Source organism: Sphaerotilus sulfidivorans (genome assembly GCF_013426975.1).
GTDB classification, from domain to species: Bacteria; Pseudomonadota; Gammaproteobacteria; order Burkholderiales; family Burkholderiaceae_C; genus Sphaerotilus; species Sphaerotilus sulfidivorans.
In genome coordinates this window covers 235,186-259,305 of the sequence record NZ_JACCPY010000001.1, presented here as the reverse complement: position 1 = coordinate 259,305, position 24,120 = coordinate 235,186, and the positions used below count along the sequence as shown (strand labels likewise).

17 protein-coding genes are annotated in these 24,120 nt (G+C 73.2%); 5 read left to right on the top strand and 12 right to left on the bottom strand.

What is annotated here, in order from left to right; genetic code table 11:
- Window positions 1-427: 427 nt before the first annotated feature.
- The 3 genes from HZU84_RS01105 to HZU84_RS01095 all read left to right on the top strand — a co-directional run bounded on the left by HZU84_RS01105 (window position 428) and on the right by HZU84_RS01095 (window position 2,384).
- Window positions 428-856 (top strand): contractile injection system protein, VgrG/Pvc8 family, encoded by a 429-nt coding sequence (locus HZU84_RS01105; RefSeq protein WP_149502787.1) that lies wholly within the window; start codon window positions 428-430, stop codon window positions 854-856.
- Between the two features lie 86 nt (window positions 857-942).
- Window positions 943-1,815 (top strand): polysaccharide lyase family 7 protein, encoded by an 873-nt coding sequence (locus HZU84_RS01100; protein WP_149502788.1) that lies wholly within the window; start codon window positions 943-945, stop codon window positions 1,813-1,815.
- Window positions 1,812-2,384: a hypothetical protein gene (locus HZU84_RS01095; RefSeq protein ID WP_149502789.1), complete on the top strand. Its 573-nt coding sequence runs from the start codon at window positions 1,812-1,814 to the stop codon at window positions 2,382-2,384. Before HZU84_RS01100 ends, HZU84_RS01095 begins: the two co-directional genes overlap by 4 nt.
- On the opposite strand, the gene HZU84_RS01090 is transcribed toward HZU84_RS01095, so the two are convergent.
- The 7 genes from HZU84_RS01090 to HZU84_RS20375 are packed head-to-tail and all read right to left on the bottom strand — an operon-like array spanning window position 2,372 to window position 13,803.
- Window positions 2,372-3,409, bottom strand: a complete 1,038-nt coding sequence (locus HZU84_RS01090; RefSeq protein WP_149502790.1) for a porin — start codon at window positions 3,407-3,409, stop codon at window positions 2,372-2,374. The two genes, HZU84_RS01095 and HZU84_RS01090, sit on opposite strands and share 13 nt — an antisense overlap.
- 36 nt (window positions 3,410-3,445) lie before the next feature.
- Window positions 3,446-3,769 (bottom strand): JDVT-CTERM system glutamic-type intramembrane protease MrtJ, encoded by a 324-nt coding sequence (mrtJ, locus tag HZU84_RS01085; protein ID WP_149502791.1) that lies wholly within the window; start codon window positions 3,767-3,769, stop codon window positions 3,446-3,448.
- The gene (locus HZU84_RS01080) at window positions 3,766-6,672 is read right to left on the bottom strand and encodes a choice-of-anchor D domain-containing protein (RefSeq protein WP_180692738.1); all 2,907 of its coding nucleotides are present in this window, start codon (window positions 6,670-6,672) and stop codon (window positions 3,766-3,768) included. The genes mrtJ and HZU84_RS01080 overlap by 4 nt, the downstream gene beginning before the upstream one ends.
- A gap of 39 nt (window positions 6,673-6,711) precedes the next feature.
- A complete protein-coding gene (locus HZU84_RS01075; protein WP_149502793.1) occupies window positions 6,712-7,941 on the bottom strand; it encodes an OmpA family protein in 1,230 nt (409 codons plus the stop codon).
- A gap of 38 nt (window positions 7,942-7,979) precedes the next feature.
- Entirely contained in the window at window positions 7,980-10,208 is a 2,229-nt protein-coding gene (locus HZU84_RS01070) for a hypothetical protein (protein WP_149502794.1), read from the bottom strand.
- Between the two features lie 17 nt (window positions 10,209-10,225).
- Window positions 10,226-11,935, bottom strand: coding sequence for a serine/threonine protein kinase (locus tag HZU84_RS01065; RefSeq protein WP_149502795.1), 1,710 nt, complete (start codon window positions 11,933-11,935; stop codon window positions 10,226-10,228).
- A gap of 32 nt (window positions 11,936-11,967) precedes the next feature.
- The gene (locus HZU84_RS20375) at window positions 11,968-13,803 is read right to left on the bottom strand and encodes a serine/threonine protein kinase (RefSeq protein WP_310734027.1); all 1,836 of its coding nucleotides are present in this window, start codon (window positions 13,801-13,803) and stop codon (window positions 11,968-11,970) included.
- Between the two features lie 248 nt (window positions 13,804-14,051).
- On the opposite strand from HZU84_RS20375, the gene tagH reads away from it, so the two are divergent.
- Entirely contained in the window at window positions 14,052-15,728 is a 1,677-nt protein-coding gene (tagH, locus tag HZU84_RS01055; RefSeq protein ID WP_180692737.1) for a type VI secretion system-associated FHA domain protein TagH, read from the top strand.
- The gene (locus HZU84_RS01050; RefSeq protein ID WP_149502797.1) at window positions 15,725-16,480 is read left to right on the top strand and encodes a PP2C family protein-serine/threonine phosphatase; all 756 of its coding nucleotides are present in this window, start codon (window positions 15,725-15,727) and stop codon (window positions 16,478-16,480) included. Before tagH ends, HZU84_RS01050 begins: the two co-directional genes overlap by 4 nt.
- Before the next feature lie 48 nt (window positions 16,481-16,528).
- On the opposite strand, the gene tagF is transcribed toward HZU84_RS01050, so the two are convergent.
- Genes tagF through tssJ form a run of 5 tightly spaced genes read right to left on the bottom strand, consistent with a single transcriptional unit; the run spans window position 16,529 to window position 24,090 of the window.
- Complete coding sequence (gene tagF / locus HZU84_RS01045; RefSeq protein WP_149502798.1) at window positions 16,529-17,143, bottom strand: type VI secretion system-associated protein TagF; 615 nt, start codon at window positions 17,141-17,143, stop codon at window positions 16,529-16,531.
- Between the two features lie 3 nt (window positions 17,144-17,146).
- Window positions 17,147-20,779 (bottom strand): type VI secretion system membrane subunit TssM, encoded by a 3,633-nt coding sequence (tssM, locus tag HZU84_RS01040; protein WP_180692736.1) that lies wholly within the window; start codon window positions 20,777-20,779, stop codon window positions 17,147-17,149.
- 10 nt (window positions 20,780-20,789) lie between these two features.
- Window positions 20,790-22,118 carry a type VI secretion system protein TssL, long form gene (gene tssL, locus HZU84_RS01035; protein ID WP_149502800.1) on the bottom strand — a complete coding sequence of 443 codons (1,329 nt, stop codon included), beginning with the start codon at window positions 22,116-22,118 and terminating at the stop codon, window positions 20,790-20,792.
- Window positions 22,119-22,138: 20 nt separating this feature from the next.
- Window positions 22,139-23,488: a type VI secretion system baseplate subunit TssK gene (gene tssK, locus HZU84_RS01030; protein WP_149502801.1), complete on the bottom strand. Its 1,350-nt coding sequence runs from the start codon at window positions 23,486-23,488 to the stop codon at window positions 22,139-22,141.
- The gene (gene tssJ, locus HZU84_RS01025; RefSeq protein ID WP_149502802.1) at window positions 23,485-24,090 is read right to left on the bottom strand and encodes a type VI secretion system lipoprotein TssJ; all 606 of its coding nucleotides are present in this window, start codon (window positions 24,088-24,090) and stop codon (window positions 23,485-23,487) included. Before tssJ ends, tssK begins: the two co-directional genes overlap by 4 nt.
- Window positions 24,091-24,120 lie beyond the last annotated feature (30 nt).

Below are 24,120 nucleotides of genomic sequence, written 5' to 3'. Positions count from 1 at the left end.
GCACCGCCTCCTGCTTGAATTCCAATGTGTAGCGCGCCCTCGGCGCAGCCTTCGGCTTCGTCATTTCCGCTCTCCTTGCTGACATTGCATCACTCAGCATGGGAGACGGTTTCTGGGGGCAAGGTCAGAATACGTACTGTTGACCGAGCGGGATGCGGCTTGGCGGGTGACGCCATGGGGGCGGGGTGGTCCGATGGCAGCGAGCAGCATTGGCGATAGAGCGATGCCGGGCAGTTGTTGGCCGGCGTGAGCGCGAACCCGGTGGGGCAGTCGCTGCGGCAGGTGGAGCAGGCTGAAACGTCCGAAGAGCTGATGCGATGGTTATCGCTGCCTTATGCCACGACGGTGCTCCAAAGCAGGTGTGACTTTGGTCGCTTTACCGTCCCCCTGATGAGGCACACGATGGCCTCGACACCACGAGGCCTCCATGCCGAGCCCACCCCCCATCGTCCTCGAGAGCCCGCTCCCCCCCGCCGACCTGCTGTTCGAGTCGATGACGGCGACCTCGGCCCTGAGCGTGCTGGGCGAGATGCAACTGCACCTGCTCAGCGATAAGCCGGACGTGTCGCCGGACGCGCTGCTGGGCCAGGTGGTGTCGGTCGAGCTGACGCTGCGCGACGGCAGCCTGCGCCACTGGAGCGGCCACTGCACCCGCTTCGGCATGGGCGCACCCAGCGGGCGGCACTACGGCTACGCGATGACGGTGCGGCCGTGGCTGTGGTTCCTGACACGCACGAGTGACTGCAGGATCCTCCAGGAGCTGTCGGTGCCGGACATCGTGAAACAGGTGTTTGCGGACCACGGGATCGCGAGGTTCGAGTGCAAGCTGTTCCGCAGCTACCAGCCCTCCGCCTGATGGTGGCACTGATCTTCGCGGCCGTCGTGCTGTGGCTGCGCCGGTCGGGAGCGGGCTGAACAAAGACAAGACAACAGGAGGGAACCATGCACCGTCGACACCTGCTGCTGGGCCTGGCCAGTGCCACCTGTCTGCCCGCCTGCGGTGGCGGCGGGGGGAACGGCGATGGTCCGGAAACGGCCGCCCCACCGGCGCCCGCCGATCTGCTCGATCTCACCCACGTCACCCTGACCCTGCCCGTCAAGGCCGACGGCACGACCGGCGGCACGCCGGCACGTGTGCTGAAGACCACCGAACTGCTGCCGTCGTCCCGTGCCGCGCGCGGTCACGAGTCGGACTGGTTCCGGTCGGTCTGGATCGACGGCACCGGTGCCCGCGGCGAGGCGGCCGTGATGCTCTGGTGCCCGGTCACCGGCGCGCTGTCGAGCGCGACCTCCGACAGCCCGCGCACCGAGTTCCGTCACCAGCGGCAGACCGGTGTCAACGATGGCTGGACCATCGGCGCCGGCTCGCCGGTGGCGATGCAGCTCGAGATGCGGCCCAGGCAGATGCCGCCGCAGCGTGGCACGGTCATCGTTGCGCAGATTCATGGCTGGCGCATGCAGGATGTCAGCGGCGCGACGGTCAATGCGCCGCCGCTGCTGCTGGTGCAGATCGAGCCACGCTCGGTCGGAGGATGGCAGCTGCGAGCCAAGATCCGGCGCAGCGCCGATGGCAGCATCGCCGGCCATGACAGCCTGGTGCTGCAGACCTTCGCATCGCTGGACGAGGCGCCGTGGCTCGTGCTGCAGATGGCGGTGGCCGACATGCAGGTGCACATCAATGGCCAGACGATGCCGATCGGTGCAAGCTGGCGTGACATCGGCGCCTACTACAAGGCCGGCGTCTATCTCGACGAGATCGGCAGCGATCCGGCGCAGGGCGGGCGGCTGCTGATACGACGGATGGTGTTCCGATGAGCCGCCAGGGCCTCAGGGGCCTGCGTGCCGGCAGCGTGACGCTGCTGCTGTCGGCCTGCGCGGCCAGCGTGCTGGCCGGACTGCCTCAGGCCTGCAGGCCACAGGCCGAGGCGGCGCGCTGGCTGCAGCAGGCGCGCGAGAGCTTCGACCCGGCGGCGCCGCGGACGGCCGAGGCGCTATGGGATGCCGCGATGGCGCATGCGGCTGCGCCGGGCGTTCCGTCCTGCCGTGCGGTCGAGACGGCCTGGCAGATCGGCGACTTCCTGAAGCTTCATGCCCGGACCTCGTCCGAGCTGGCGCTCGACTATCTGAATCGCGGCATGGCTGCGCACCGGCCAGCGGCCACGACCGAGGACCTGCCGCTGATCAAGCTGCTGAAGACATCCGCGCACTTCTTTGCTCGACGCGGCGATCGCGAGCGGGCCTGCCGCAGTCTGGACGGTGCGCTGCGGGTGCTGGAGCGATTGCCTGCAGCCGAGGTCGAGACCCTGCGCGCGCAGATCACCACCGAGCGCGTGCAGGGGCGCTGCTCCCCGTCAGCCGGCAGCGAGCCTGATCAGAACCGGTAGCGCGCCCCCACCGCCACCGACCGCCCCACCGTCTGCCCCCACACCCGGTCGTCCATGCCGACGACGTACAGATCCAGCGTCGAGTCCCACTCGTAGAGGTAGGCCAGGCTCCTGGTCTGCTGGCGCCGGTCGACCGCGTCGCCGAGCGCCCGTGACCGCGCGACCTGCAGCTGCACCTTGCCCGGCCCGAGCGGCGCCGACAGGCCGAGCGAGGCGATCCGGCTGGTGAGCTGCAGCCCGGTGTCACGCACGAGCGTGTACTGCCCGAACACCTGCGCCCAGCCGGCGTTGTAGCTCAGCCCGAGCTGGCTGGCCTGCTCGCGGATCGCGTCGGCGAACTCCGGGTCGAGGCGCACGCGCTGCCACGAGGCCGAGACGGCCAGCAGGCCGCGGGCGTAGATCGCGTTCAGCGCCGACAGCCGGCCCGGGGCGTCGCGGTCGCCGTCGGCGGCCATCGCCGACAGCGTGACGTCGCCGAACTTCGGTGCGGTGTAGCCGATGGCGCGATCCCAGTAGAAGTCGCCCTGCACGCCGATCAGGCTGCCGGCGGCGAACAGGTGGCGCACCGCCGGCGAGAAGCCGACCGAGTTGCCCAGCGCGTTGAAGCGGGCGGTCGTGTTGAACAGCAGCGTCTGCAGCCGCCCTGCGCGCACCTGGCCCCAGTCGCGGTGCGTCAGCGACACGAAGGCGTTGCGCGACAGCAGCGGATCGTTGTCGTTGCGGCCGGTGCGCAGGTCCTGGAAGCGGTAGAAGGTCTCCAGCGTGACCCCGGCCGTCACGCCGCTCTCGAAGCCGTAGCTGCCGGTGGCGCCGATGAAGCTGGCGGTCAGCGAGTTGCTGTTGAAGCGGTGCTGGCGGTACAGGCCTGACGGCTCGAAGCGTCCCCACGACAGGTCGGCCACGCCGTAGAACGAGTGATCGAGCTGGGCCTGTGCCGTGCCGCAGGCGAGCAGTCCGCCCAGCAGGGGGCCGAGCAGGCCGGTGGGGCGCAGCATCGCGCTCAGGCGGAGCGGGGCAGTCGGCATGGCGAGCCTCCTCGGGTTGTCTGTCTGTCCCTGACGTCACGGGAACGATGGGGTGACGCCCAGCCACAGCGCATTCATCGCTGCGTGCGCCACGATGCAAGGCAGCAGCTGACGCCGGCGCTGGTAGAGCAAGCCGATGTACCCCGCAGGCAGCAGCGTCAGCCAGGCCCAGAGGCTGCCGGGGGTGCGCAGGCCGTGTGCCAGCGCAAAGGTGAATGCCACCGCCAGATTGATCCGGGCCGCCGGCCATTGGCTGCGCTGCAGCAGGGTCTCGTGCAGCCCGGCGCGCCAGAGGATTTCCTCCAGCACCGGTGCGATCACCAGCAGCTGCACCGTCGTCCACCAGGCGTCGGAGCTCATCGCGCATGACCCGCAGGCTCACGGTGCGGGTGCTGTCGTCGTCGTTGTCGCTGCCGTTGTCCGTGCCGCCAGGCCAGCACCAGCACGGCCAGCACCGCCAGCGCGAGCAGCGTCGGGTCAAGGTGATCGCCATGGGGCGCACGCGCGATGCTGCAGCCCCCTGCGCCGCTGCCGACCACGTCGGCTGCTGCCTGTGCCTGGCCGGTCAGCGGGACCTGCAGCAGGGTGGTCGGCAGATCCGTGCCGGGGCTGCTGGCGATCTGCAGCACGCCGCGGGCCTCGCCCGCCACGACCGGTCGCAAGCGCACCGTCACCGTGCAGGTGTCGCCGGCCGCGAGCAGGAAGGGCGGGGTCGGGCAGGTGCCACGGTCGACATCGAAGCTGCCATCGATCGTCCAGCCGAGCACCCGCACCGCACTGGAGGACTCGCCGCTCAGGGTCACCGCCATCGGCGGCGAGGTGGCGCCTGCCCGGGTCGCGCCGAACTCCAGCCGGGCTGGCGTGACCGTCAGCGCCGAGCTGCCGACCGGACCGAGGCCGATGCCGGTCAGCGTCAGCGGCGCCAGCGCGGTGCCGCTGGAGACGACCTGCAGGCGGGCGCCGTGCGTGCCCGGCGAGCCGGGGCTGAAGGCCAGCGTGATCGAGCAGGTCCGGTCCGGCTCCAGCAGCGCGCCGGCGACGCAGGCGTCGGCCGCGCCGCCCTGGACCGGGAACATCGCCGCCTCCAGCCCGATGGTGTTGATCAGCGTGAGCCGGATCGCGCCCGGCCCGTGGTTGCGCAGGCTGACGGTATGCGTGGTCGTGCCGGCAGCGCCGATCGCCTGGGTGCCGAAGTCGCGCGTTTCGGTGCTGCCGACCCAGGTGACGACCGGCACGACGGCCGCGCTGCCGCGTCCGACCACGGTCAGCGTCGACGGCACGCCGGCGGCGCTGTGCGCGACGGTTAGCGTGGCGCGGTAGTCGGTGTCGGTGGCCAGCGGCGTGAAGCGCAGCGCCAGATCGCAGGTCTGACCGATGGCGAGTGTCGTGCCGGCGGCGCAGCTCGGCGTGCTGTCCAGGCTGAAGCCGCTGCCGTTCAGCGTCACGCCGGTGAGCTGCAGGCTGGCGGTGCCGGTGTTGCGCAGCCGGACCGCGCGGGCGCCGTACAGGCCGTTGACGGTCTGGCTGCCGACGTCGAGCGGGTTGCTGGCATCGATCGTCAGCACGCCGACGGGCTGCGGCAGGCCCAGGCCGGTCAGCGTCAGCACCGACGGGTTCGGCGCCGCACCGTCATGGGCGATCGAGAGCGTGGCGCTGCGGATGCCGGTGGCGCCGGGGCGGAACTGCAGCGTCACGGTGCAGGTGGCGCCGACCGCCAGCGTGCTGCCGGCCGCGCAGGTGCCGGCGCGCAGGAAGTCGCCCGGGTGCGGGCCGCCCAGGCTCAACGCGTTCAGCGTCAGCGACTTCGAGCCGGTGTTGTGTGCCGTGACGGTGACCGTGCTCGATGGGGGCGCGCCGAGCACGGTATCGGGGAAAGAGGGCTGCGCGGCGTCGAGCGAAAGCTGGCCGATGTCGGCGGTGCCGTCGAGGGTGATGGACAGCGGGCTGCCGCCGACCGCGCTGTCGTGGGCGATCGCCAGCGTGGCCTGGCGATCGCCGCTCGCGGTCGGCGTGTAGTCCAGCGTCAGCGTGCAGCTCAGGCCCGGATCCACGCGCGTGCCAGGCAGGCAGCCCGAGCCGGCGGCGATGCGGTAGTCGTCCTTGGCGGTGCCGGTGAAAGTGGGTGCGCCGAGCACGATCGCGGTGCTGCCGCGGTTGCTCAGGGCAGTGGACACGGGGCCGGCGGCGCTCGGGGTCAACCGTGTCGGCGAGGCCGTCAGCGGCCACGCCGCCGTGCCCGACAGGCCCAGGCTGGTGCTGACGGTGCCGCCGGTGCCGGTGATGGTGACCGGGATGCTGGCGGGCAGGGGTGTGGAGATCGCGGCAGCGGTGGGCTGCCAGCGCAGGCTGATGGTGCAGACGCCGCTGTCGGCGGCGATGACCCGACCGGCGCATCCGGGGCTGTCTTCGGTGATGCCGGCCGGCAGGGTCAGCGCGTAGGTCCTGGCGTCCGGATAGGTGCTGCTGATCTGGACGGTCCGGGCGACCGAGGCACCGCCGATCACCGCCTCGCCGAAGGCCAGGGCCTGCGGCGACAGCGTGACCGTCGGCCGGTAGGCGGTGGCGCTGACCGTGATCGTGCGCCCGCTGGCCGAGGTGGACGGCTGCACGTCGCTGCCTGCGTAGGTCGGCGTGACGGTGAGGGTGCTGGTGAGCGTGGCGCTGATCTGTGGCGCCACCACGTCGGCGGGCAGGGGCTGGAAGACGACGTCGAGGTCGAGGCGGCAGGTGCCGGGCGTCAGGCTGGATGAGGCCGCGGGCACGGTCAGGGCCGTGCAGGTGCTGCTCGATTTCCGGGTGACGCTGAAGCGCGGGTTGCTGCTGCTGAGGGCCAGCGTCAGCGCGGTGCCCCGGTAGTTGCTCAGCGTGAAGGAGGTCGATGCCGTGCGTGTGGCGCCGGTGGCTGTGGTGCCGGGAAACGTCAGCGTCGCCGCGGCGGGCACGGCGAGGGCGTCGCGCAGGTTCAGCAGATAAGCCGCGACATCTGTCAGATCTTGCGCCGTCAGCGTGTCGGCGACCGACTTCATCGTCGGACAGCTGGCGTTCAGCCGTGTCTGCAGGTTCGATGCATTGCCGACGAAGTCTTCGGACAGACCGACGGCATAGCTCGAACAGTCGTTCGGGGTCGTGGCCTGGACCGTCGGCGGGTTGGTGTGGCATCCGACGCATTTCGGCGCCGTTAGTCCGAAGTCCTGCGCCTGGCCGGCACCGCTCACGGCCAGCAGCAGCGCCAGCCCGGCCGCTCTCGGGACAAACGTCGACATCATGTGCTTCTCCCTGTTCCGGCCGGTTGGCGGGCGGCCCTACACGCAGTCCACCACCCGGAACTCCACCCGCCGGTCCAGCGCATCGCGCAGGTCGTCGGTGCCGAGCCCGACCAGCGCCTCGCGCGAGCCCACGCCGGCGGCGCTCAGCCGGGCGCCGAGCGCGCGGTTGCTGCGCTCCAGCAGCTTCTGCACCGCCTCGGCGCGCTGGCGCGACAGCGTCTCGTTGGCGCGGGCGCTGCCGGTGCGGCTGGTGTGGCCGACGATGCGCACGCAGGCGTCGGCGCGGCCGGTCTCGCGCGCCAGCGTGTCGAGCCAGAGCTGGTACTGCTGCGGCAGGTCACCGATCGGGCTGAAGCTCGTGCGGCCGGGCTGGAACAGGATCTTGATCGGCAGGCGCTTCGTGTCGAGTCCGGTCGCGATGATGCGTTCGAAGGCGCTGCGCGCGGCCTGCGGGTCGCCGAGCTTCCAGCTCGTCAGGTACAGCCCGTTGAGCACGCGCAGATCGCCCGGATCGGCCATCGTGTCGGCCTCGCGGTAGAGCTGGCGGGCCTCCTGCATGCGCCCGGCGCCGTAGGCCAGGATCGCCTCGTTGACCACTGCGGCGCCGGGCAGCCGGCTCAGGTAGTCCGGGTCGGCCGGGTCGCCGACGCGCGTGTTGACCTGGCACGAGTTGATGTAGGCCTGTGTCGTGCGGTCCTTGTGCCAGGTCGGGCTGTCGGCGTAGAACTTCAGCGGCTCCGGGTTGACCGAATCGACCGTGCTGCGGTCGAGCTGCTTGGCCACCACCCGGCCGGTGCGCAGGTCGATCAGCGTCAGCCAGACGCGGAAGGCGTCGGGCACGGTGTCGACCGCGCGCTCGACGTTGACCGGCGTGAGCGTGCCGATCAGCAGCAGCGGCTTGTCGGCCAGCGCCTGCCGGGTCAGCGGGCGGGCTTTCCACTGCGGCGTCTGGCGTCGCAGCAGGGCTTCGAGCTGCTCGCCCATGCGCGCCGTGCTGGCGGTCTGCGCGCCGGTGTTGGCGTCGATCAGCGGGTCGATCACCAGCGTGCGGGCCTCGGCGCCGAGCTGATCGCCGGCCTGCTGCAGCAGCTCGGCGCCGGCGCGGGCGATCGCGTCCTCGAAGCGGATCGGGTCCGGCGCGAGCAGATCCTTCGGGCGCGCCGGGGACGCGGAGGCGGACGGCTGCGCCTCGGCCGGCGGCAGCGACAGCATCGACGACAGCAGCACCAGGGCGGCGGCGTACAGGCAGGCGGGCAGGAGCTTCATGACGGCGGCCTTGCGAGGACAGGGCGGAAAACGAGGGGTCAGCGCGTGTCGAACACCGGATCGGGCGCCGGTTTCGTGATGTCGCAGCCGAACACCTGCTGGCTGACGCGGCGCAGCTCGGCATCGGCGTCGAGCTGCTCGATCACGCGATCCAGCGTCACCAGCGCGTTGGGCATCGAGCGATTGACGGCCAGATCGGCGCCGCCCCCGCACAGATGGCTTCTGTAGCCGGACGGCATGGTGCGGTCCCAGTCGAAACGGCCGCTGGCGCTGGCGAAGGCGACATGACAGGTGCGGCACGACACGCCGATCACCTCGCGGTAGAGCCGGTCGGCGCCGGGCACGCTGCGGGCATGGGCGATCCAGGCCGGGGGCACGTAAGTCTTGTCCTGCGCTGTTGCTCCACCGGCATACCAGCCCTCGATCAGCCGGCTGACCGGCGTGTCGCCACCGCCCTCGGTGGCCTGGACGAGGCGGTTGAGCGTGTGCAGCGCTGCCTGCTGGTCGGTCTCGCGCAGACCGGGGGCGCTGCCGAAGCGGTAGTTGGCCGCATCGAACGGCAGGAAGCGCGATCCCAGCTGCGGAGAGGCGCCGAGCGTGGTCGGGAAGCGTCCGGCATGGGTCGCACCGCCATGACAGGCGACGCAGACCCCGGGCATGTACTTCTCGCCACGGCCATCGAGGTTGACCGACAGCAGCAGCCCGCCGTCCGGACCGAAGGTGACGAACTTCGTGAACGGCCGATCGCCATGGGCGCCGGGCGTGACGCTCCACTCCATGCCGACGCAGGCGACCTGCTTGAGCCCCTGGCGTGCCTGGTCGAGCACGCTGTCGATCTCGGCCTGGCTGCTGCCGTCCGGACCAGGATGGTTGCAGACCAGGAAGGCGATCTGGTCGGCGCTGCGTCGCACGGCCGACATGCGTCGCACCAGGTTCAGGTCCATGCGGTTGATGTAGTCGGCGCTGGCCTTGTCGGCCGCGGCGATGCCCGTGTCGTAGGGTGGCAGCCGATGGTGGCGCTGCCAGTCGGCCATCGTCACCGGCTGCACCGGCATGCCCTGCGCATCGCAGCCGGCGACCAGACCGAGCGCACGGTAGTAGGCGCAGGCGCTTTGCGGCGTGTCCAGTCCCTTGTAGGCCAGAAAGCGGTCGGAGCCCGGCAGGCCATCCGAACGGCTGCCGTGGGGCGCCGTGACCTGACGACCTCGCAGATTGCCATCCGGTCCGCTGGCGAGCAGGCGGGTGATGCGCGGCGGCGTGTTGGCCAGACGGATCGGCGGCATCGCCACCGGTGTGGCTGCGAGGCTGGCATCGACCTGCGGTACATCGATGGTCTGCCGCAGGCCTTCGCAGCTCACCTCCAGCTGGTGGCGCTCCTGTGCGGCCACTGCGGCCTCCAGCAGGTAGTCGCCATGGCGGTTGGCCTGGATCGCCGCGGTGACGGCGGTGCCGTCGGCCTGCAGCAGCCGCAGCGTGGCGGCGCGGGTCTGGCCGGTGGCCTGATCGAGGCGCGCGCAGGCCGAGCCGTCGGCCAGCTCGACATGTCCGTACAGACGCAGGTTGGCGCCGGTGTCCGCGCTCACCGGGATCGTGACTCGCGTGGCGGTGGGCGTGTAGTTCGCGGCACAGACCGGCCAGGCGTCGCGTGCCCGTGCCGTGTCGCGGGTGCAGTGCAGGCGATAGCCCCCGGAGCTTGGGGCCGGCATGGGCAGACGGGGCAGCACGATTTCGCCGCGCATGTCGCTGCGGCCGCTGAAGACCGTCCGGCCTGTGCTGTCGCGCAGGTCGACCTGCACGTCGGGCAGGTCGAGCAGACGCTCGCCCGTGCTGGCGCCGTCGTGGCCGGTGAAGACCCAGCGGCCTTCGGCCAGCAGGCGCAGCTGTCCGCCGAGCTGCCCCTCATCCACGACGGTCGGGGGGCGGTGCAGGGCCTGGGCGCGGCGCGCCGACACCGTGTCCAGTGCGTCGGACGACACCGCATGATGGGCCTCGGCATGACCGCCCCGGCCGTCGGTCACCGTGACATAGGCGAAGTGCAGGCCGGGGCCGCTCGGCAGCGTCCAGGTGGTGCTCGGGGCATCGCGGTCGTCGACATGGCCGGCGGTCACGCGCCACTGGTAGTGCAGCGTGTCGCCGTCGATGTCCTGGGCCGCCACCGACAGCGTCGTCTTGTCCGGGCCGCTGTCCTGCGCGGTGCCACCGCCCCCGCCGCCTCCACAGCCCGCCAGGGCCAGTGCGATCAGCAGGGTGAGCGTGGTCTTGGTCATGGCAGCGGTCCGCGAAGTCAGCGGCATTGCCGCTGCATGAAGCTGCGTTCGGCGTCGGTCACCGGGTCGCCCAGGGCCGACTTCTGCAGCAGGTCATTGCACTTGAGCCGGGTGACATAGTCCGGTGCAGGGGGCTGAACCGGGACGACCTTCGGTGGCCGTCCGTCCGGGCTCCAGGCCGAACGGTCGGAGACCTCCGGCGGCGACAGCGGCGGTCTCTCGTCCGCGGGGAGGTCCGTCTTCGGCGGGCGTGCTGGCGCAGGCGCTGCGCTGGTGGAGGCGGAGGCGGAGGCGGAGGCGCGTGCCGCCGGCTTGCGCTCCGTGCTGCGTGCGATCGCCGGCTCCGGGGCTGTGGCTGCGGCAGGTGCTGCCCCGGAGGCCACCGGCGGCGCGACGGCGATCGGCGAGGGGGGCACCGCGGAGGCGGGAAGCGACTCGAGTGCCGATGCGGCGGCCACCGGTGCCGCAGGCGCCTGTGCCGGCACCGCCGGCAGCGGCGAAGGCTGCGGTGATGGCGTGGGGCGCCCGAGCGTGTAGGCCAGCCCGGCCGCTCCGACCAGCAGCAGGGCCCCGGCCGCCACCCAGGCGCCGGAGCTCGCTCGTGGCTGTGCTGGTGCTGGCGCTGGCGCCAGATCGGGTGCAGGTGGCGGTGCAGGCGAGCTTGCCGCAGCAGGTGGCTGTGGCACTGCGATGACTGGAGGAGGCGTCGGCCTCGGGGCAGGTTCGCGGGGGGGCGGCGGCCGTGCAGCCACGCGCGGTTCTGTGGCGGCCAGCAGCGCGCGCAGCTCGGCCACGCTCTGCGGCCGGTGCTGGGGCAGCACCGCCAGGCAGGCGTCGATCGCCTCGAGAAAGGCCGCGCTGCACTGGCCGGCCGCGCTGTGTGCCAGCGGCTGGTACTTGTCGGTGACCATGCGGGTGACCGACTGCGGTGGCGTGCGTCCGGTCAGCGCGAAATGCACGACCGAGGCCAGCGCATACAGGTCGGTCCACGGCCCCTGCCGGACGCCGGGCATTTCGCCGTACTGCTCGATCGGCGCGTAGCCGGTCTTCAGGATGACCGTCAGTGCCTGTGTCATGTCGCCGATGACCCGCCGCGCCGCGCCGAGGTCGAGAATGACCGGGCGGCCGTCCTCGAGGATCATGATGTTGTCGGGCGCGATGTCGCGGTGGCAGGTGTCGGCGCGATGCATGGTCTCGAGCGCATCGAGCAGCGGCATCAGCAGCGTGCGCAGCCAGAGCTCGTCGGGCGGACCGGGCAGGGCCTTGAGCACCTCGCCCAGCGTGCGGCCGATGTAGTAGGGCATCACCATGTAGGCGGTGCCGTTGCTCTCCCAGAAGCGGTGGACCTTGATCAGCGAGGGATGATCGAAGCTGGCCAGCAGCCGCGCCTCGTTGATGAAGCTGCGCCGGCCGGCCTCGAAGGTGTCGGCATGGCGGCGCGAGCGCACCGAGACGGTCATCGCCTGGGTGCGCGCTGCCAGCGACGAGGGCATGTACTCCTTGATCGCGACCCGCCGGTGCAGCGAGTGGTCCTGAGCGAGATAGACGATGCCGAAGCCGCCCTCGCCGATGACCGACAGCAGCTCGAACTCCTCCAGCCGGGTGCCCGAGGGCAGCGCGTTGCCGAACTCGTCGTCGGCGAGCTCGCCGGGCTGCGGCAGGCCGATCGGCGCAGGACCGAGCCGGGTCCGGTCCGGATCGTCTGCGGGGGCGGAGGGTTCTGTCATCACGGGCTTCCTGTCGGCGTGTCGCTGCCGCTTCAGCGGTAGAGCTCCCTGCGTTCCTCTTCTTCCTTGCGCCGCTGCAGCTCGGTGCAGGTCGGGTGGCGCTGGAATTCCGGCTTGCGGCATTGCGACTGGATGCAGAGGTCCCGTGCGATCAGCACCCGGCCGCCGCAGGCCTCCTCGGGCGAGCTCGGCCGGGCCGCTTCGCTTGGAGCTGAGGAGGGCGGAGCGGAGGCGGGCGGGCGGGACGCGGGCGCCGGCACAGGCGCGGGTGCCGGACGAGGCGCAGCGATGGCGGGTGCCGGGGCAGAAGGCGCTGGCGCAGGTGGCTGCAGGCGGTGTGCCGGCGTGGCGGGCGGGACGGGCGGGACGGGCGGGACGGGCGGGGCGGGCGGCGCCGGCACGGGGGCGAGAGTCGGTGCGGGGGGCTCCTTCTCTTCGGTGATGATCTCCGCCAGCGGTGCGCTGGCCGGGCCGGCCGCGGTGGGGGCACTGGCCAGTGCGCTGGCGGCGCTGGCGGCCAGACCGGTCGTCGCGTCCGGGGCGGGATCACGCGGCCACATCAGCAGCGCCGCCCCCGCCAGCAGCACGGCGCCACCGAGGCCTGCCAGCATCGGTGTACGTGAGCCCGAGCCCGAGCCTGCCTTGCGCTCACCCTCGGGTCCGGCGTATGGGGCCGTCGTGCCCGCCGCGCCGGCGGGTGCTGCCGCTGGCTGCGTGCGGGCCGCGGCCGGCTGGGTCATGCCGGGCAGCACGATGCGCATGTCGCGGCCGGTGCGCGGCTCCAGGCTGGCGGTGTGCGGCGCCGGTCTGGTTCTCGGCGGTGCAGCGGCGGGCGGAGGCTGTGGTGCCGTGCGGCCCGGCGGACTGCCGGTCGGGCCGGTCACCACCACGGTGCGATCCGGGTCGCTGCCTGGTTGCGCGATCGGGGCGGCGATCCGGGTCGCGTCCGGGTCGTCGCCCGGCCCCAGGACGGGCAGCAGGCCCAGCAGGCGCATCAGCGCCTCGACGCTGCGGGGGCGCTGGTCCGGATGCACCGCGAGCGTCTGCTGCCAGGCCTGCAGGAAGGCGTCGCTGTAGCGCAGGCCCTGCTCGGCCTTCAGGCGGGCGCCGGTCTCGGGCAGCGGCACCATCTCGTCCTGCAGCGTGCGTGCGGCCGCCGGCGGCGGCGGCTTGCCGGTCAGGCAGGCATGGACGACCGCTCCCAGCGCATACAGGTCCGTCCACGGGCCCTGCCGCAGGCTGGGCATCTCGGCGTACTGCTCGATCGGCGCGTAGTTCGGCTTCAGGATCGCGGTGAGCGTCTGCGTGCGGTCGCTGATGACCTGGCGTGCGGCGCCGAAGTCCAGCAGCACCGGCCGGCCGTTGCGCAGCAGCAGGATGTTGTCCGGCGAGACGTCGCGGTGGTAGATGTGCTGGGCATGCAGCGTCTCGAGGGCGCCCAGCAGCGGCACCAGCACGCCCATCAGCCAGACCTCGCCGGGCGGCGCCGGCATCTGGCGCAGTGTCTGCGCCAGCGTCTGGCCCTGGTAGAGCGGCATCACCATGTAGGCGGTGCCGTTGCCTTCCCAGTAGCGGAAGACCTTGACCAGCGCCGGATGGTCGAAGCGCGCGAGCATCTTCGCCTCGAGCATGAAGCTGCGCAGCCCGGCGCCGAAGGTCTCGCCATGCGTGCGTCCGCGCGGCTGCACCGAGCCGTCGTCGCCGCGCGAGGCCAGCAGTCCCGGCATGTATTCCTTGATCGCCACCTCGCGCTCGAGGTCGTGGTCGAAGGCCCGGTAGACGATGCCGAAGCCGCCGATGCCGACCAGGCCGCGGATCTCGAACTCGCCCAGCCGGGTGCCGATGCTCAGGGTGCCTTCTTCGTCCACGCTGTCTGTCCGTCGCAGGAGTTGGGAGGAATGGGGTGATGAGAGGGTTGAGAGAGGGGGGGCAGGTGCAGGGTCGTGCCGAAGCGATCCGTGCCAGCGTAGCGGCCGCGGCGCGGGCCGTCTTGTGACTTTGGTCGCCCTGCGGGGTGTCCGGGCGCATGACTTTCGTTGCTTGTCGTCCGGCGTGGGGCGGGCCGACACTGGCCCGGCCCACGCCGCTCGGGCCTGGGCTTGCTGAGGAGGTCATGATGCAGTTGCTGATCCGTGCCGTGAGCCTGGCCGGCCAGCCCTTGACGCAGGCCATCACCGGCCTGTTCGACCTGCAGGGCGGCACGCTCGGTCGGGGCGAGGACTGCACGCTGATGCTGCCCGATCCCGAGCGGCACATCTCGCGCAGGCAGGCCGAGGTCAGCTGCGGCGAGCGCGGGTTCAGCATCCGCAATGTCAGCCATGCCAGCCCGATCATCCACAACGGCCGGCCGGTGCCCTCCGGCCGCAGCGCGACGCTGGTCGATGGCGACGAGCTTCAGATCGGCAGCTATCTGCTGGCGGTCAGCCTGTCTGCGCCCGCGCAGGCCGATGCCACGGTCATGGCGCCTGCCGGCCCCGGGCCGGGCGAGTTCACCCGGATGATGTCGGCGATCGGCGCGGCGCCGGCCACCGGGCCGGCGGTGTCTGCTGCACCTGTGCTCGCCGCCGCTCCAGCATCATCGCCGGTGCCATCGCCTGCACCGTCCGGGGGGGGGGTGACGGATCCGCTTGATCCGCTTGATCCGCTTGATCCGTTCGCATTCTTCGGCGGCACGTCGGCCCCGATGCGGGCTCCTGTGCCGTCACCTGATCCGGGTCGCGCCGGTGCAGGCGGGGGGGCAGGCGTCGGGAGCACCGATCCCTTTCGTGATCTGTGGGGTGCGCCTCAGCCGCATGCGCCAGCGCCGGTGTCCGTGCCGATGTCCGTGCCTGACGGTGCGCTGCCTTCGGCCTTCGGCGACCTGCTCGGTCCGGCCGGCAGTGCCAGCGGCAGCGACGATGTGCTGTCGGACTTTCTCGGCAATACGGCACCGCGCTCGCGTCCGCCGGCCGGCGACCAGGCGGTGCAGGACTTCCTGAATCCGCCGACGGCGCCGACGTCGGGGGCGCGTCCGTCGCGGGCCGACCGGACCCCCGAGATCCACGCGCCGATGGTGCTGCCGATGCCGCCGGCACCGCCGCCGCCGATGGTCGCCTCGCCGGTCGTGTCGCCGCCGGTCCGCATCACGCCCGCCGCAGCCGCGGCGCCCGACGCGCTGTGGTCGGCCTTCTGCGACGGGGCCGGCATCGCGACCGAGCGGATGTCGTCGCACGCGCTGACACCGGCGCTGATGCATGACATCGGGCTGATGCTGCATCACGCGGTCGCGGGCATGCTGCAGCTGATTGCCGCCCGGGCCGCGACCAAGTCCGAACTGCATGCCCAGGTCACGATGATCCAGGCCCGCCACAACAATCCGCTGAAGTTCTCGCCCGACGCGCCGGTGGCGCTCGAGCAGCTGCTGCAGCCGCCGCTGCGCGGCTTCCTGGCCGGGCCGCAGGCGGTCGAGCAGGCGATGGACGATCTGGTCGGCCATGCGGTGGGCACGATGGCGGGCATGCGCGCGGCGCTCGACGGCGTGCTCGACCGCTTCGCGCCCGAGCCGCTGGAGGCGCGGCTCAGCAGCCGCTCGGTGATCGACAGCCTGCTGCCGATGCACCGGCGCGCCCGGCTGTGGGAGCTCTACCTGCAGCATTTCCAGGCGGTGCGCGAGGAGTCGCGCGAGGATGTCCAGGCGCTGTTCGGCAAGGCCTTCCTGCAGGCCTACGAGCAGCAGCTCGACCGGCTCGACGCCGAGCGGCATGCGCCGCCCGGCGCGGCCTCGGCCGCCGGCGACCGCGGGATGCCGAAATGATCGACATCGACATCGCCTCCTGCCTGCAGACGGGAAGCCGCGACCACAACGAGGACGATCTGCGCAGCGGCCATGCGGGTCTGCTGAGCTGGGCGGTGCTGTCCGACGGCGCCGGCGGGCACCGCCGCGGCGACGAGGCCTCGCGCCTGGTCGTCGCCACGATCGACGAGCGGCTGGCGCAGGCCAGCCTGGGCGGGCATCTGCAGGCGGTGGCGCTGGCCGCGGCGGTGGAGTGCGCGCACGGCCGCCTGTCCGACGCACAGGCCGGCAGCGCCGGGCGCCAGCGCATGCATGCGACCGTCGTGGCGCTGTGGATCGACCGCGGGCGCGGCGAGGCGCTGTGGGCGCATGTCGGCGACAGCCGCCTCTACCGGGTGCGCGACGGCCGCGCCGAGGCGCTGACCCGCGACGACAGCGTGGTGCAGCAGATGGTCGATGCCGGTTTCCTGACGCCGCAGGCCGCGCGCCACCATCCGCGCAAGAACCAGCTGCTGAGCGCGCTCGGCGGCGCCGAGCCGGTCGAGGTCCATGTCACCGCGCAGGCGCAGCCGCTGCACGACGGCGATGCCTTCCTGCTGTGCAGCGACGGCTGGTGGGACACGCTCGAGGCCGAGGCGATCGCGCGATCCTGCCGGGCCAGCGCCGACGCCGCGCGCTGGCTCGCCGCGATGCGCGACGACATCGCCGCGCAGGCCCTGGCGACGCAGGACAACTTCTCGGCGGTGGCGCTGCGGCTGCGCCGGCGCCGCTGAGACGGGAGCGGGGTGCGGCCTGAGCTTCGGCTTCGGTCGCTCGGTGGCTCAGTCGCGGCCGTCCAGCAGCGCGTCGAAGTCCGCGTCCTGAGGCAGGCCGGCGACCGGCGCGGCCAGCGGCGCCTGCACGTCTGGCCGCAGGGTCTCGTCCGGGCTCCACCACAGGCCGTGGCCGGCGGGCACGGCGCGCTCGACCAGCCGTCGCGGCAGGGCGGCGGCCGTCGCGGCGGCCGGGCGCGGCGGCAGTGCCTGCAGCGCCGCCTCGAGCCGCTCGACGCTGGCGCCGGGGCGCAGGCAGTCGCGGCCCGCCTCGGCCAGTGCGTCCAGCCAGCGCTGCAGCCCGGCCGGATCGTCCGGCGGGCCGTCGCTCCAGCCCGCGGCCAGCAGCAGCGGGAAATAGCGTCCGACCCGGTCGACGCTGGGCATCAGCACGCCGCTCCACCATTGCGGATCGACCACGCCGGGCGACCAGAGGAAATGCCACAGCGGCGCGCCCAGGTAGAGCCCGAGCCAGCGCTCGCCCAGCCGCGTGCGGCTCGAGGCCAGACCGGCGCTGAGCCAGGCGTCGCAGCGCGCCAGCATCGGCGGCGGCAGCCGGCGCGAGCCGAAGTCGCCCAGCGCCGGCAGCTTGCCGAACCAGCCGCAGTCCGGTGCGCCGGGCATCGCTCAGAGTCCGGTCGGGCAGCTGAAGGCGCGCAGCGCCGGCAGCCGCAGCGGGTTCTGCACGCTGCTGGAGATGAGCTCGAACACCGCCTTGCGGCCCTCGATGTCGAAGGTGGCGGTCATGCGCTCCGGGCCGCTGCCGGGTGCGATCTGCGCCCGGTCGATCAGCCGCAGCAGCGCCCACGGACCTTCGGTGCTCAGGCCCGCGCTGCCGCCGGCCGGTGCCGGGCTGATGCTCAACCGGATCTGTGCGCCGCCGCGCGGGCTCGGCCACTGCAGCCGCGTCAGCGTCGCCGGGCCGTGGGCGTAGTTCAGCGTCTGTCCGCCGGCGTCGATCTGCAGCTGAAGGATGGCCGGATCCATCGACACCGGCCGGAAGTCGACGCTGACGACCGGGGTGGCGCTGCCACGGAAGAAGGCATCGCGGATCTCGGCCGCATGCTGGAAGGACAGCAGCGCCGCCGAGTTCAGGCCCATGCGCGCGCCCTCGACCGCGCGGAAGGACCAGGGCCGGGTGGTGGTGTCGACATAGGGCGCGAGGTTCTTCTGCACGAACTGGTCCATCTGCCCGCCCGGCGCGAACAGCCGGCTGAAGTCGTCGAGCGTGACGTCGCGGCTGCTGGTGCGGTCGAAGGGATAGCGGCCACCGATGGCCTGGCGGCAGAAGTCGCCGATCTCGGCGCGGATCGCGCTGCCCAGGCCCTCGCGGGTCGCGCCGAGCGCGGCGCTGGTGCCGCTGGCGACCAGGCGCTCGACCATCGCGCCCAGCGGCGGCGGCAGCTGGCCGGCGCTGGCGCGTGCGCGCGCCGGGGTCGGCGAGGGCGGCGGCGGCGTGCGCGACTGCGTCGCCGCCTGGGTGGCCTGCAGGAAGACCGCGATCTCGTCGAGCAGCCGAATGGTGTCGTCCAGCGGCACCGGTCCCTTGGCATCGGCGGCGCCGACCAGCTCGTGCAGGCGCACGAAGCGGTCGTCGACCAGGCTTTTCTCGAGCGGCTCGCGGCCGGGCTGCAGCGCCTCGACCGCCCGGCCGGCGGCGCCGTCGCCGAGGATGGGCGCCAGCACCCGGTCCTTGAGCCCGCGCGCGGCCTCGCGCACCGCGCTCTCGGCGCCGGGGGCCGCCGGGCGTGCCAGCGTGGTCTCGTCGGCGGCTGCGCGCAGCAGCCGGCGCAGCGGCGCGCTCGGTCCCGGCAGCGCCAGCGTCTGCGCGACCTCGATGGCCTGCGCCAGCGTCTCGGTCGGGCGCAGCTTCAGGTCGGCGAGGTAGTCGCTCCACAGCCGGGCGTAGTCGTTCAGGTAGAGGCGGCGCACCTCGTCGGCGAGCCGGGCCTGGCCCTGCGGATCGGCCGCGGCGACGCTGCGCGACTCGGCCGCCAGGCCCAGCACCCAGGACTCCTCGGCCGCCAGCTCGGTGGCCAGCAGCGGCACCAGCCGGTCGAAGGCCTGGTGGCCGGCGCGGGTGTAGAGCGCCGGCAGGCCCTCGTTGAGCGGCCGGCCGCTGCCGCGCACCAGGATGCGGGTGACCTCGGGGCCGCCGGCGGCGGTCGCGGTGAAGGCGCCGAGCTCGGCCGGCAGCAGCCCCGGCAGGCGCAGCCGGCTGTAGACGCGCTGCGCCAGCGGGATCTGGCGCAGCCGCTCGCGCGCCGCCTCGACCAGGGCGCGGTCGAGCGGCCGCGACGGCGTGCTGGCGCCGCGCGCCAGCAGCGCGTCGAGGTGATGCTCGAGCGCGGCGCGCTGCGTCGCGTCCAGCCGGCCGGCCAGGCTCTCGTCCCAGTCGGCGCGCAGGTAGACGGCCAGCCACTTCGCGTCGAAGTGCTTCGGGTCGTGCAGCATCAGGTAGGTCTTGAGCACGTCGTACTGCGCCTCCGGCCGGGCCGCGCCGGCCCCGGCGGCCAGGCGCTGCTCCAGGCCGAGCGCCAGCCGCGGCAGCAGGCCCTCGTTCTGCATGCGCTCAAGCGCCTGCGCGGAGGCGTCCTGCAGCTTGTCGCCCTGGTACAGGCCGAAGTGGCGCCCGGGGCTGTCGTCGACCTCGGCGATGCGGCGCGTGGCCTCCAGCAGCGGCAGCAGCGCGGCGGCATCGGGCTGCTGGCGCGCCGGCGTGGTGCGCAGCTCGGCCTCGAGCGCGGCGGTGCGGGCGTCGACCGCGGCGAGGTCGTCGCGGTTGAGCGCATGGCTGCGCAGCCACAGGCCGGCGGCCAGCAGCGCCACCAGCGCCAGCGCCGCATAGGCGCCCGTCGCCATCAGATGACGGCGTTTCTCCCATTTCAGCCGGGTGCCGCCCAGCGCGCTCTCGGCGAAGACCACCTCGCGCAGCAGCCGCTCGAGAAAGAAGCTGCGGCCGCTGGCGGCCAGCGGCGGCAGCGCCGCGCGCTCGAGGCCGAGCTGCCGCGCCATGCCGCCGAGCATGCGGTCCAGCGGCGTGCCTTCCTGCGTGCCGCTGATGAAGTAGACGCCGCGCAGCATCGGATCGGCCTCGAAGGGCGAGGGCGCGAACACCTCCTCGACGAACTCGCGCAGCACCTCGCGCAGCGCGTCGAACTGCTGCGGGAAGGCGTAGATGCGCGCGCGCCGCGCCGGATCGCGCTCGGCCTGCAGCCGCTCGATCAGGCCGTCGGTGAGGCGCTGCCCGAGCCGGTCGAACTCCGTCGTCAGGCCGGAGGCGTCGCTGTGCAGCCGGGCATCGAGCGGGAAGGTGAAGCCCCAGGGCGCGGCGCGCTGCTCGCGGTCGAGCGTCGCGAAATAGTCGGTGAAGCCGGCGAGCAGGTCGCATTTGGTCACCAGCAGGTACAGCGGCATGCGCACGCCGAGCTGCTCGTGCAGCTCCTGGATGCGCGCGCGCACCGCGGCGGCCTCGCGGGCCCGCTCGGCCGCGCCGCGGGTGAGCAGGTCGGCGACCGAGACGGTCACCAGCACGCCGTTGAGCGGCTGGCGCGGCCGGCCGTCGCGCAGCAGCGCCAGGAAGCCGTTCCAGGCGCTGCGGTCGGCCTCGCGGTCGCTGTCCTGGGTGGTGTAGCGGCCCGCGGTGTCGATCAGCACCGCCTCGTCGGTGAACCACCAGTCGCAGTGGCGCGTGCCGCCGATGCCGGCGATGCCGCGCTGGCCTTCCTGGCCGAAGCGCCCGGCCAGCGGGAAGCGCAGACCGGCATTGAGCAGCGCGGTGGTCTTGCCCGAGCCGGGCGCACCGATGAACACATACCAGGGCAGCTGGTAGAGATGGCGCTGCGACAGCCGGTCCGAGAGCGCGTCGAGCGCGCCGCGGGCCCGGCCGGGCGAGTCCGCGCGGGTGTCGAAGCGCATGCCGCGCAGCGTCTGCAGCGCCTGCTCGAAGCGCTCGCGCAGCAGCCCGAGCTCGGCGCTCTCGCCGCTGCCGGCGGCCGTGCCGGCGCCGGGCGCGGCGGCCAGGCCCTCGATCATGCGGGTGTTGGCCCGGCGCGCCTGCCAGAGCGACGCCAGCTGCACCGCCAGCCAGCCGCCGGCCAGCAGCGCGATCAGCGCGATGCGCACGCCCGCATCGGCCAGCGGCACCCGGCCGGCCACGGCCACCAGCGGACCGGCCCACCAGATCAGCAGCGCCAGCGCCAGCAGGCCCAGCGCGGCCAGCAGCCAGGGGTGCAGGATCCAGGACAGCAGCTTCTTCATCATCAGGCTCTCAGCTTCCGGCGCCGGTGCGCAGCTCGATCTCGACGCGGCGGTTGCGGGCCCGGCCCGCCGGGCTGTCGTTGGCCGCGACCGGCGCGCTGTCGCCGGCGCCGCGCGCCTGCAGCCGGGCGGCCGGCACGCCGGCGGCCGCCAGCAGCTCGCGCACCGTCGCGGCCCGGGCCTCCGACAGATGCCAGTTCGACGGGAACTGCAGCGAGCGGCTCTGCACGCTGTCGGTGTGGCCGGTCACGGTGATGCGACCGGCCTGGCTGCGCAGCACCTCGGCGACGCGCCGCACCATGGCCTCGCGGTCGGCGTCGAGCCGGGCGCTGCCGCTGTCGAACAGGCCCTCGCCATGCAGCACGATCACGCTGCGGTCGGCCTCGTCGCGCACCGTCAGCCAGCCGGAGGCGGCCTCGGCCTGCAGCAGCGGCGCCAGCCGGGGCGCGGCCGCAGGCGGCGGGGCCGCAGGCGCGGCCACCGGCGCGCCCGGCAGCGGGGGCGCCCGCAGCGCGGCGATGCGGGCGAAGACCGGATCGGAGGCGCTGCCCAGCGACAGCAGCAGCCCGAGATAGAGGCCGAGCAGGCCCAGCGCGGTCAGCGCGCCGGTGACCCACAGCGGCAGCCAGCCCAGCAGCGGGCGGCGCGCCTGCGGCGTGACCTGCCAGTGCTCGGCCAGCGCCGCCGCATGGTCGCCGCGCACGCCGCGCAGGATCTGCGCGAGCCGGTCGCGCACCGCCTCGAGCTGCGCCGCGCCGCCCTCGACCGCCCGGTAGCGGCCCTCGAAGCCCAGCGTCAGCGCCGCCAGGATCAGCTCGAGCAGGTCGCGGTTGGTTGCCGGATCCTCGGCCAGGCGGGTCATCAGCTGGAAGACGCGGTCGCCGCCGAAGCCCTCGTTGTGGAAGGTCACCAGCAGGTTGCTGCGGCTCCAGGTGCCGCCGCTGCCCCAGGGCGTGCCGGCGGCGGCCTCGTCGAGCAGGGTGCACAGGATGTAGCGCGCGGCCAGCACCCGCTCCTGCGGCAGGCCCTGGGCGCGGGCGCGCTGCTCGAAGTCGCGGATCGACTGCGCGACCTGGTCCTTCAGCGCCTGCGGATCGGCGACGCGCACGGTCGCGCGCAGCTGCGGCGCCAGGCACAGCAGCGGATTGGCCAGCGCGACCAGCGGATTGAGGCCGGTCTGCGGCAGCGGCAGGTCGGCGGCGACCTCGGGCCGGGCGCCGGCGGGCGCCGCGGCCGCGCTGCCGTCGGCACGGGCGCGCCGGCCCGGCGTCGGCATCATGAAGGTGTGCTCGCCGGTCGAGCCGAAGGGATCGTCGGGCGGCGGCGGCGGGATGCTCATTCGGTCTCCAGACGGTCGGTTCACTGCGGCGCCCGGATGGCCCACAGCTCCATCGCCAGGCCGGGAAACTCGCCGCCGATGAAGAAGGCCAGGTGGCCGCTGCGGCCGAAGGCCTGCCAGAGCTCGCCGCTGCGCTCGAGCTCGAAGTAGTGGAAGCCGGCGTGCAGCGGCAGCTCGCGCGGCACCACCGGCAGGCTGCTCAGGTGCATGCCGGTCAGGTTGCCGTTGACCACCTCGCGCATGCGCTCGGGCGGGCCGACCTTGAGCTGCGCCGGCACGCGCAGGCGCAGCTGCTCGGCCGGCAGCTGCGCCTGCACCGCCAGCACCAGCGCGGCCTGGCGCGCCAGCTCGCTGGTCGGCACCACCGCGGTGTGCCAGCCCTTGCCGCGGTCGGTCAGCGCGATCTGCACCGCCATGCGCTCGGGCTCGAAGGACAGCATCGCGTGCAGCGCCTCCCACACCGGCGTGAAGCAGCCCTGCAGGTTCTCGTGGTCGTAGACCGGGAATTCCGGCGGCCGGCGCGACGCGCTGGCGAAGGTCGCCAGCTCGCCGGCCAGCGCCAGCGCCAGATCGAACAGCGTGCGCGGATGCACCGAGGGCGCGCGCGCCAGCTCGTGCCAGCGCGGCTCGTGGCGGTTGAGCATCTGCAGCATCAGGAAGGCCGAGATCTCCGCGACCCCGTGGCCGAGCTGGCCCATGTCGCGCGCCAGGGACTGCGCACGCTCGCGCAGCAGCGCGTGAACGCGGCGCACGTCGGCGGGCAGCGGCGTGCTGGCGTCGAGCCGCCACGCGCCGGGAATGTGGTCGCGGTCGAGCCGCACCGTGCCGTCGCTGCCGCGCTCGAGCACGCGCACCGCCGCGATCGAGGCCAGGCCGCCGCCGAGCTCGCGCTCGCGCAGCAGCCGCAGGCGCAGCTGGCCGGTCTGGATCTCCTCCGGATCGGCCGAGCCGTCGCAGCTGTCGCGCAGCCGCTCGGTGCGCGCCTCGTAGCGCGCCATGCCGCGTGCCGAGCCGGTCGTGATGCCCAGGTCGATCTCGTCGGGCCCGTCGGCGCTGGCGCGGGCCAGCGCCAGGTGGATGCGTTCGCTCTTGAGCTCGGCGGGAATCTCGAGCGGCTCGGGCGGCGCGTCGTGCTGCGGGATCGCGAAGGGCGTGCCGTCGGGCAGCACGCCGTGCGCCCGCTCGATGCCGACGCGCCCCTGGGCCAGCAGGCCCTCGTCGATCACCAGCTCGCCGAAGCCCCAGCCATGCTCGCCGGCGGCGCGCACCCGCGCATCGAGCAGCCGCTCCTGGTAGCGCGATTCCTGCTGGAAGTGGTGTGGCAGCAGGAACATGCCCTGCGACCAGACGACCTTGCTGCGCCAGCTCATCGCGGCATCCCGTCGGCGGCAGTCATGTCGGCCAGCCCGAGTGCGCGGGCGCTGGCGCGGATGCGCAGCCGGTTGGGCTGACTCGGCTGCAGCGGAACCAGCAGGCGCCAGCGAGCGCGTTCCAGGTCACGGTAGGCGGCCAGCACGCCCAGATGGCGTGCACCGGCCGCGGCCTGACGCTGCAGGCTGCGCAGGCTGGCCGGCGGCAGGATCCATTCCTCGCGGCCGAGCAGGTCGGCGCCGAGCACCTCGCGTTCGCGCTCGAACAGCGCCATGAAGTCCGCCGCCTCGAACTGCGCCGGTCCGGCCAGCTCGTACAGGCGCAGCAGCAGTGGCGAGCTGCGGCCGCGTGCATCCGGGTTGAGTTCGGCGTCGGTGCTGATCTGCAGGTCCAGCCGGGTCGGATCGGGCGACAGCAGACGGGCGATCAGCGGCTGCGGCGCTTCGGCCGGCTGTTGCCGTGCCGGCGCCGCGATGGGGGGCGGACGGCGCATCGCGCAGCCGGCCAGCGGGCCGAGCAGCAGCGATCCCAGGATGATCAGGCCGGTGCGGCGCCGCGGCTCGCCGGCGCCGCCGGCGCGCTCGGCGCAGGCATTCGACATGCAGACGAGGATAGCCGCGCACCCGTCGCG

Coding starts and splice junctions, on each gene's coding strand:
- tagH (WP_180692737.1), top strand. CDS start 14,052: ATGCAGTTGCTGATCCGTGCCGTGAGCCTGGCCGGCCAGCCCTTGACG.
- HZU84_RS01100 (WP_149502788.1), top strand. CDS start 943: ATGCACCGTCGACACCTGCTGCTGGGCCTGGCCAGTGCCACCTGTCTG.
- mrtJ (WP_149502791.1), bottom strand. CDS start 3,769: ATGAGCTCCGACGCCTGGTGGACGACGGTGCAGCTGCTGGTGATCGCA.
- HZU84_RS01075 (WP_149502793.1), bottom strand. CDS start 7,941: ATGAAGCTCCTGCCCGCCTGCCTGTACGCCGCCGCCCTGGTGCTGCTG.
- tagF (WP_149502798.1), bottom strand. CDS start 17,143: ATGCCCGGCGCACCGGACTGCGGCTGGTTCGGCAAGCTGCCGGCGCTG.
- HZU84_RS01065 (WP_149502795.1), bottom strand. CDS start 11,935: ATGACAGAACCCTCCGCCCCCGCAGACGATCCGGACCGGACCCGGCTC.
- HZU84_RS01080 (WP_180692738.1), bottom strand. CDS start 6,672: ATGTCGACGTTTGTCCCGAGAGCGGCCGGGCTGGCGCTGCTGCTGGCC.
- tssM (WP_180692736.1), bottom strand. CDS start 20,779: ATGAAGAAGCTGCTGTCCTGGATCCTGCACCCCTGGCTGCTGGCCGCG.
- HZU84_RS01105 (WP_149502787.1), top strand. CDS start 428: ATGCCGAGCCCACCCCCCATCGTCCTCGAGAGCCCGCTCCCCCCCGCC.
- HZU84_RS01095 (WP_149502789.1), top strand. CDS start 1,812: ATGAGCCGCCAGGGCCTCAGGGGCCTGCGTGCCGGCAGCGTGACGCTG.
- HZU84_RS01050 (WP_149502797.1), top strand. CDS start 15,725: ATGATCGACATCGACATCGCCTCCTGCCTGCAGACGGGAAGCCGCGAC.
- tssL (WP_149502800.1), bottom strand. CDS start 22,118: ATGAGCATCCCGCCGCCGCCGCCCGACGATCCCTTCGGCTCGACCGGC.
- tssJ (WP_149502802.1), bottom strand. CDS start 24,090: ATGTCGAATGCCTGCGCCGAGCGCGCCGGCGGCGCCGGCGAGCCGCGG.
- HZU84_RS01070 (WP_149502794.1), bottom strand. CDS start 10,208: ATGACCAAGACCACGCTCACCCTGCTGATCGCACTGGCCCTGGCGGGC.
- tssK (WP_149502801.1), bottom strand. CDS start 23,488: ATGAGCTGGCGCAGCAAGGTCGTCTGGTCGCAGGGCATGTTCCTGCTG.
- HZU84_RS01090 (WP_149502790.1), bottom strand. CDS start 3,409: ATGCCGACTGCCCCGCTCCGCCTGAGCGCGATGCTGCGCCCCACCGGC.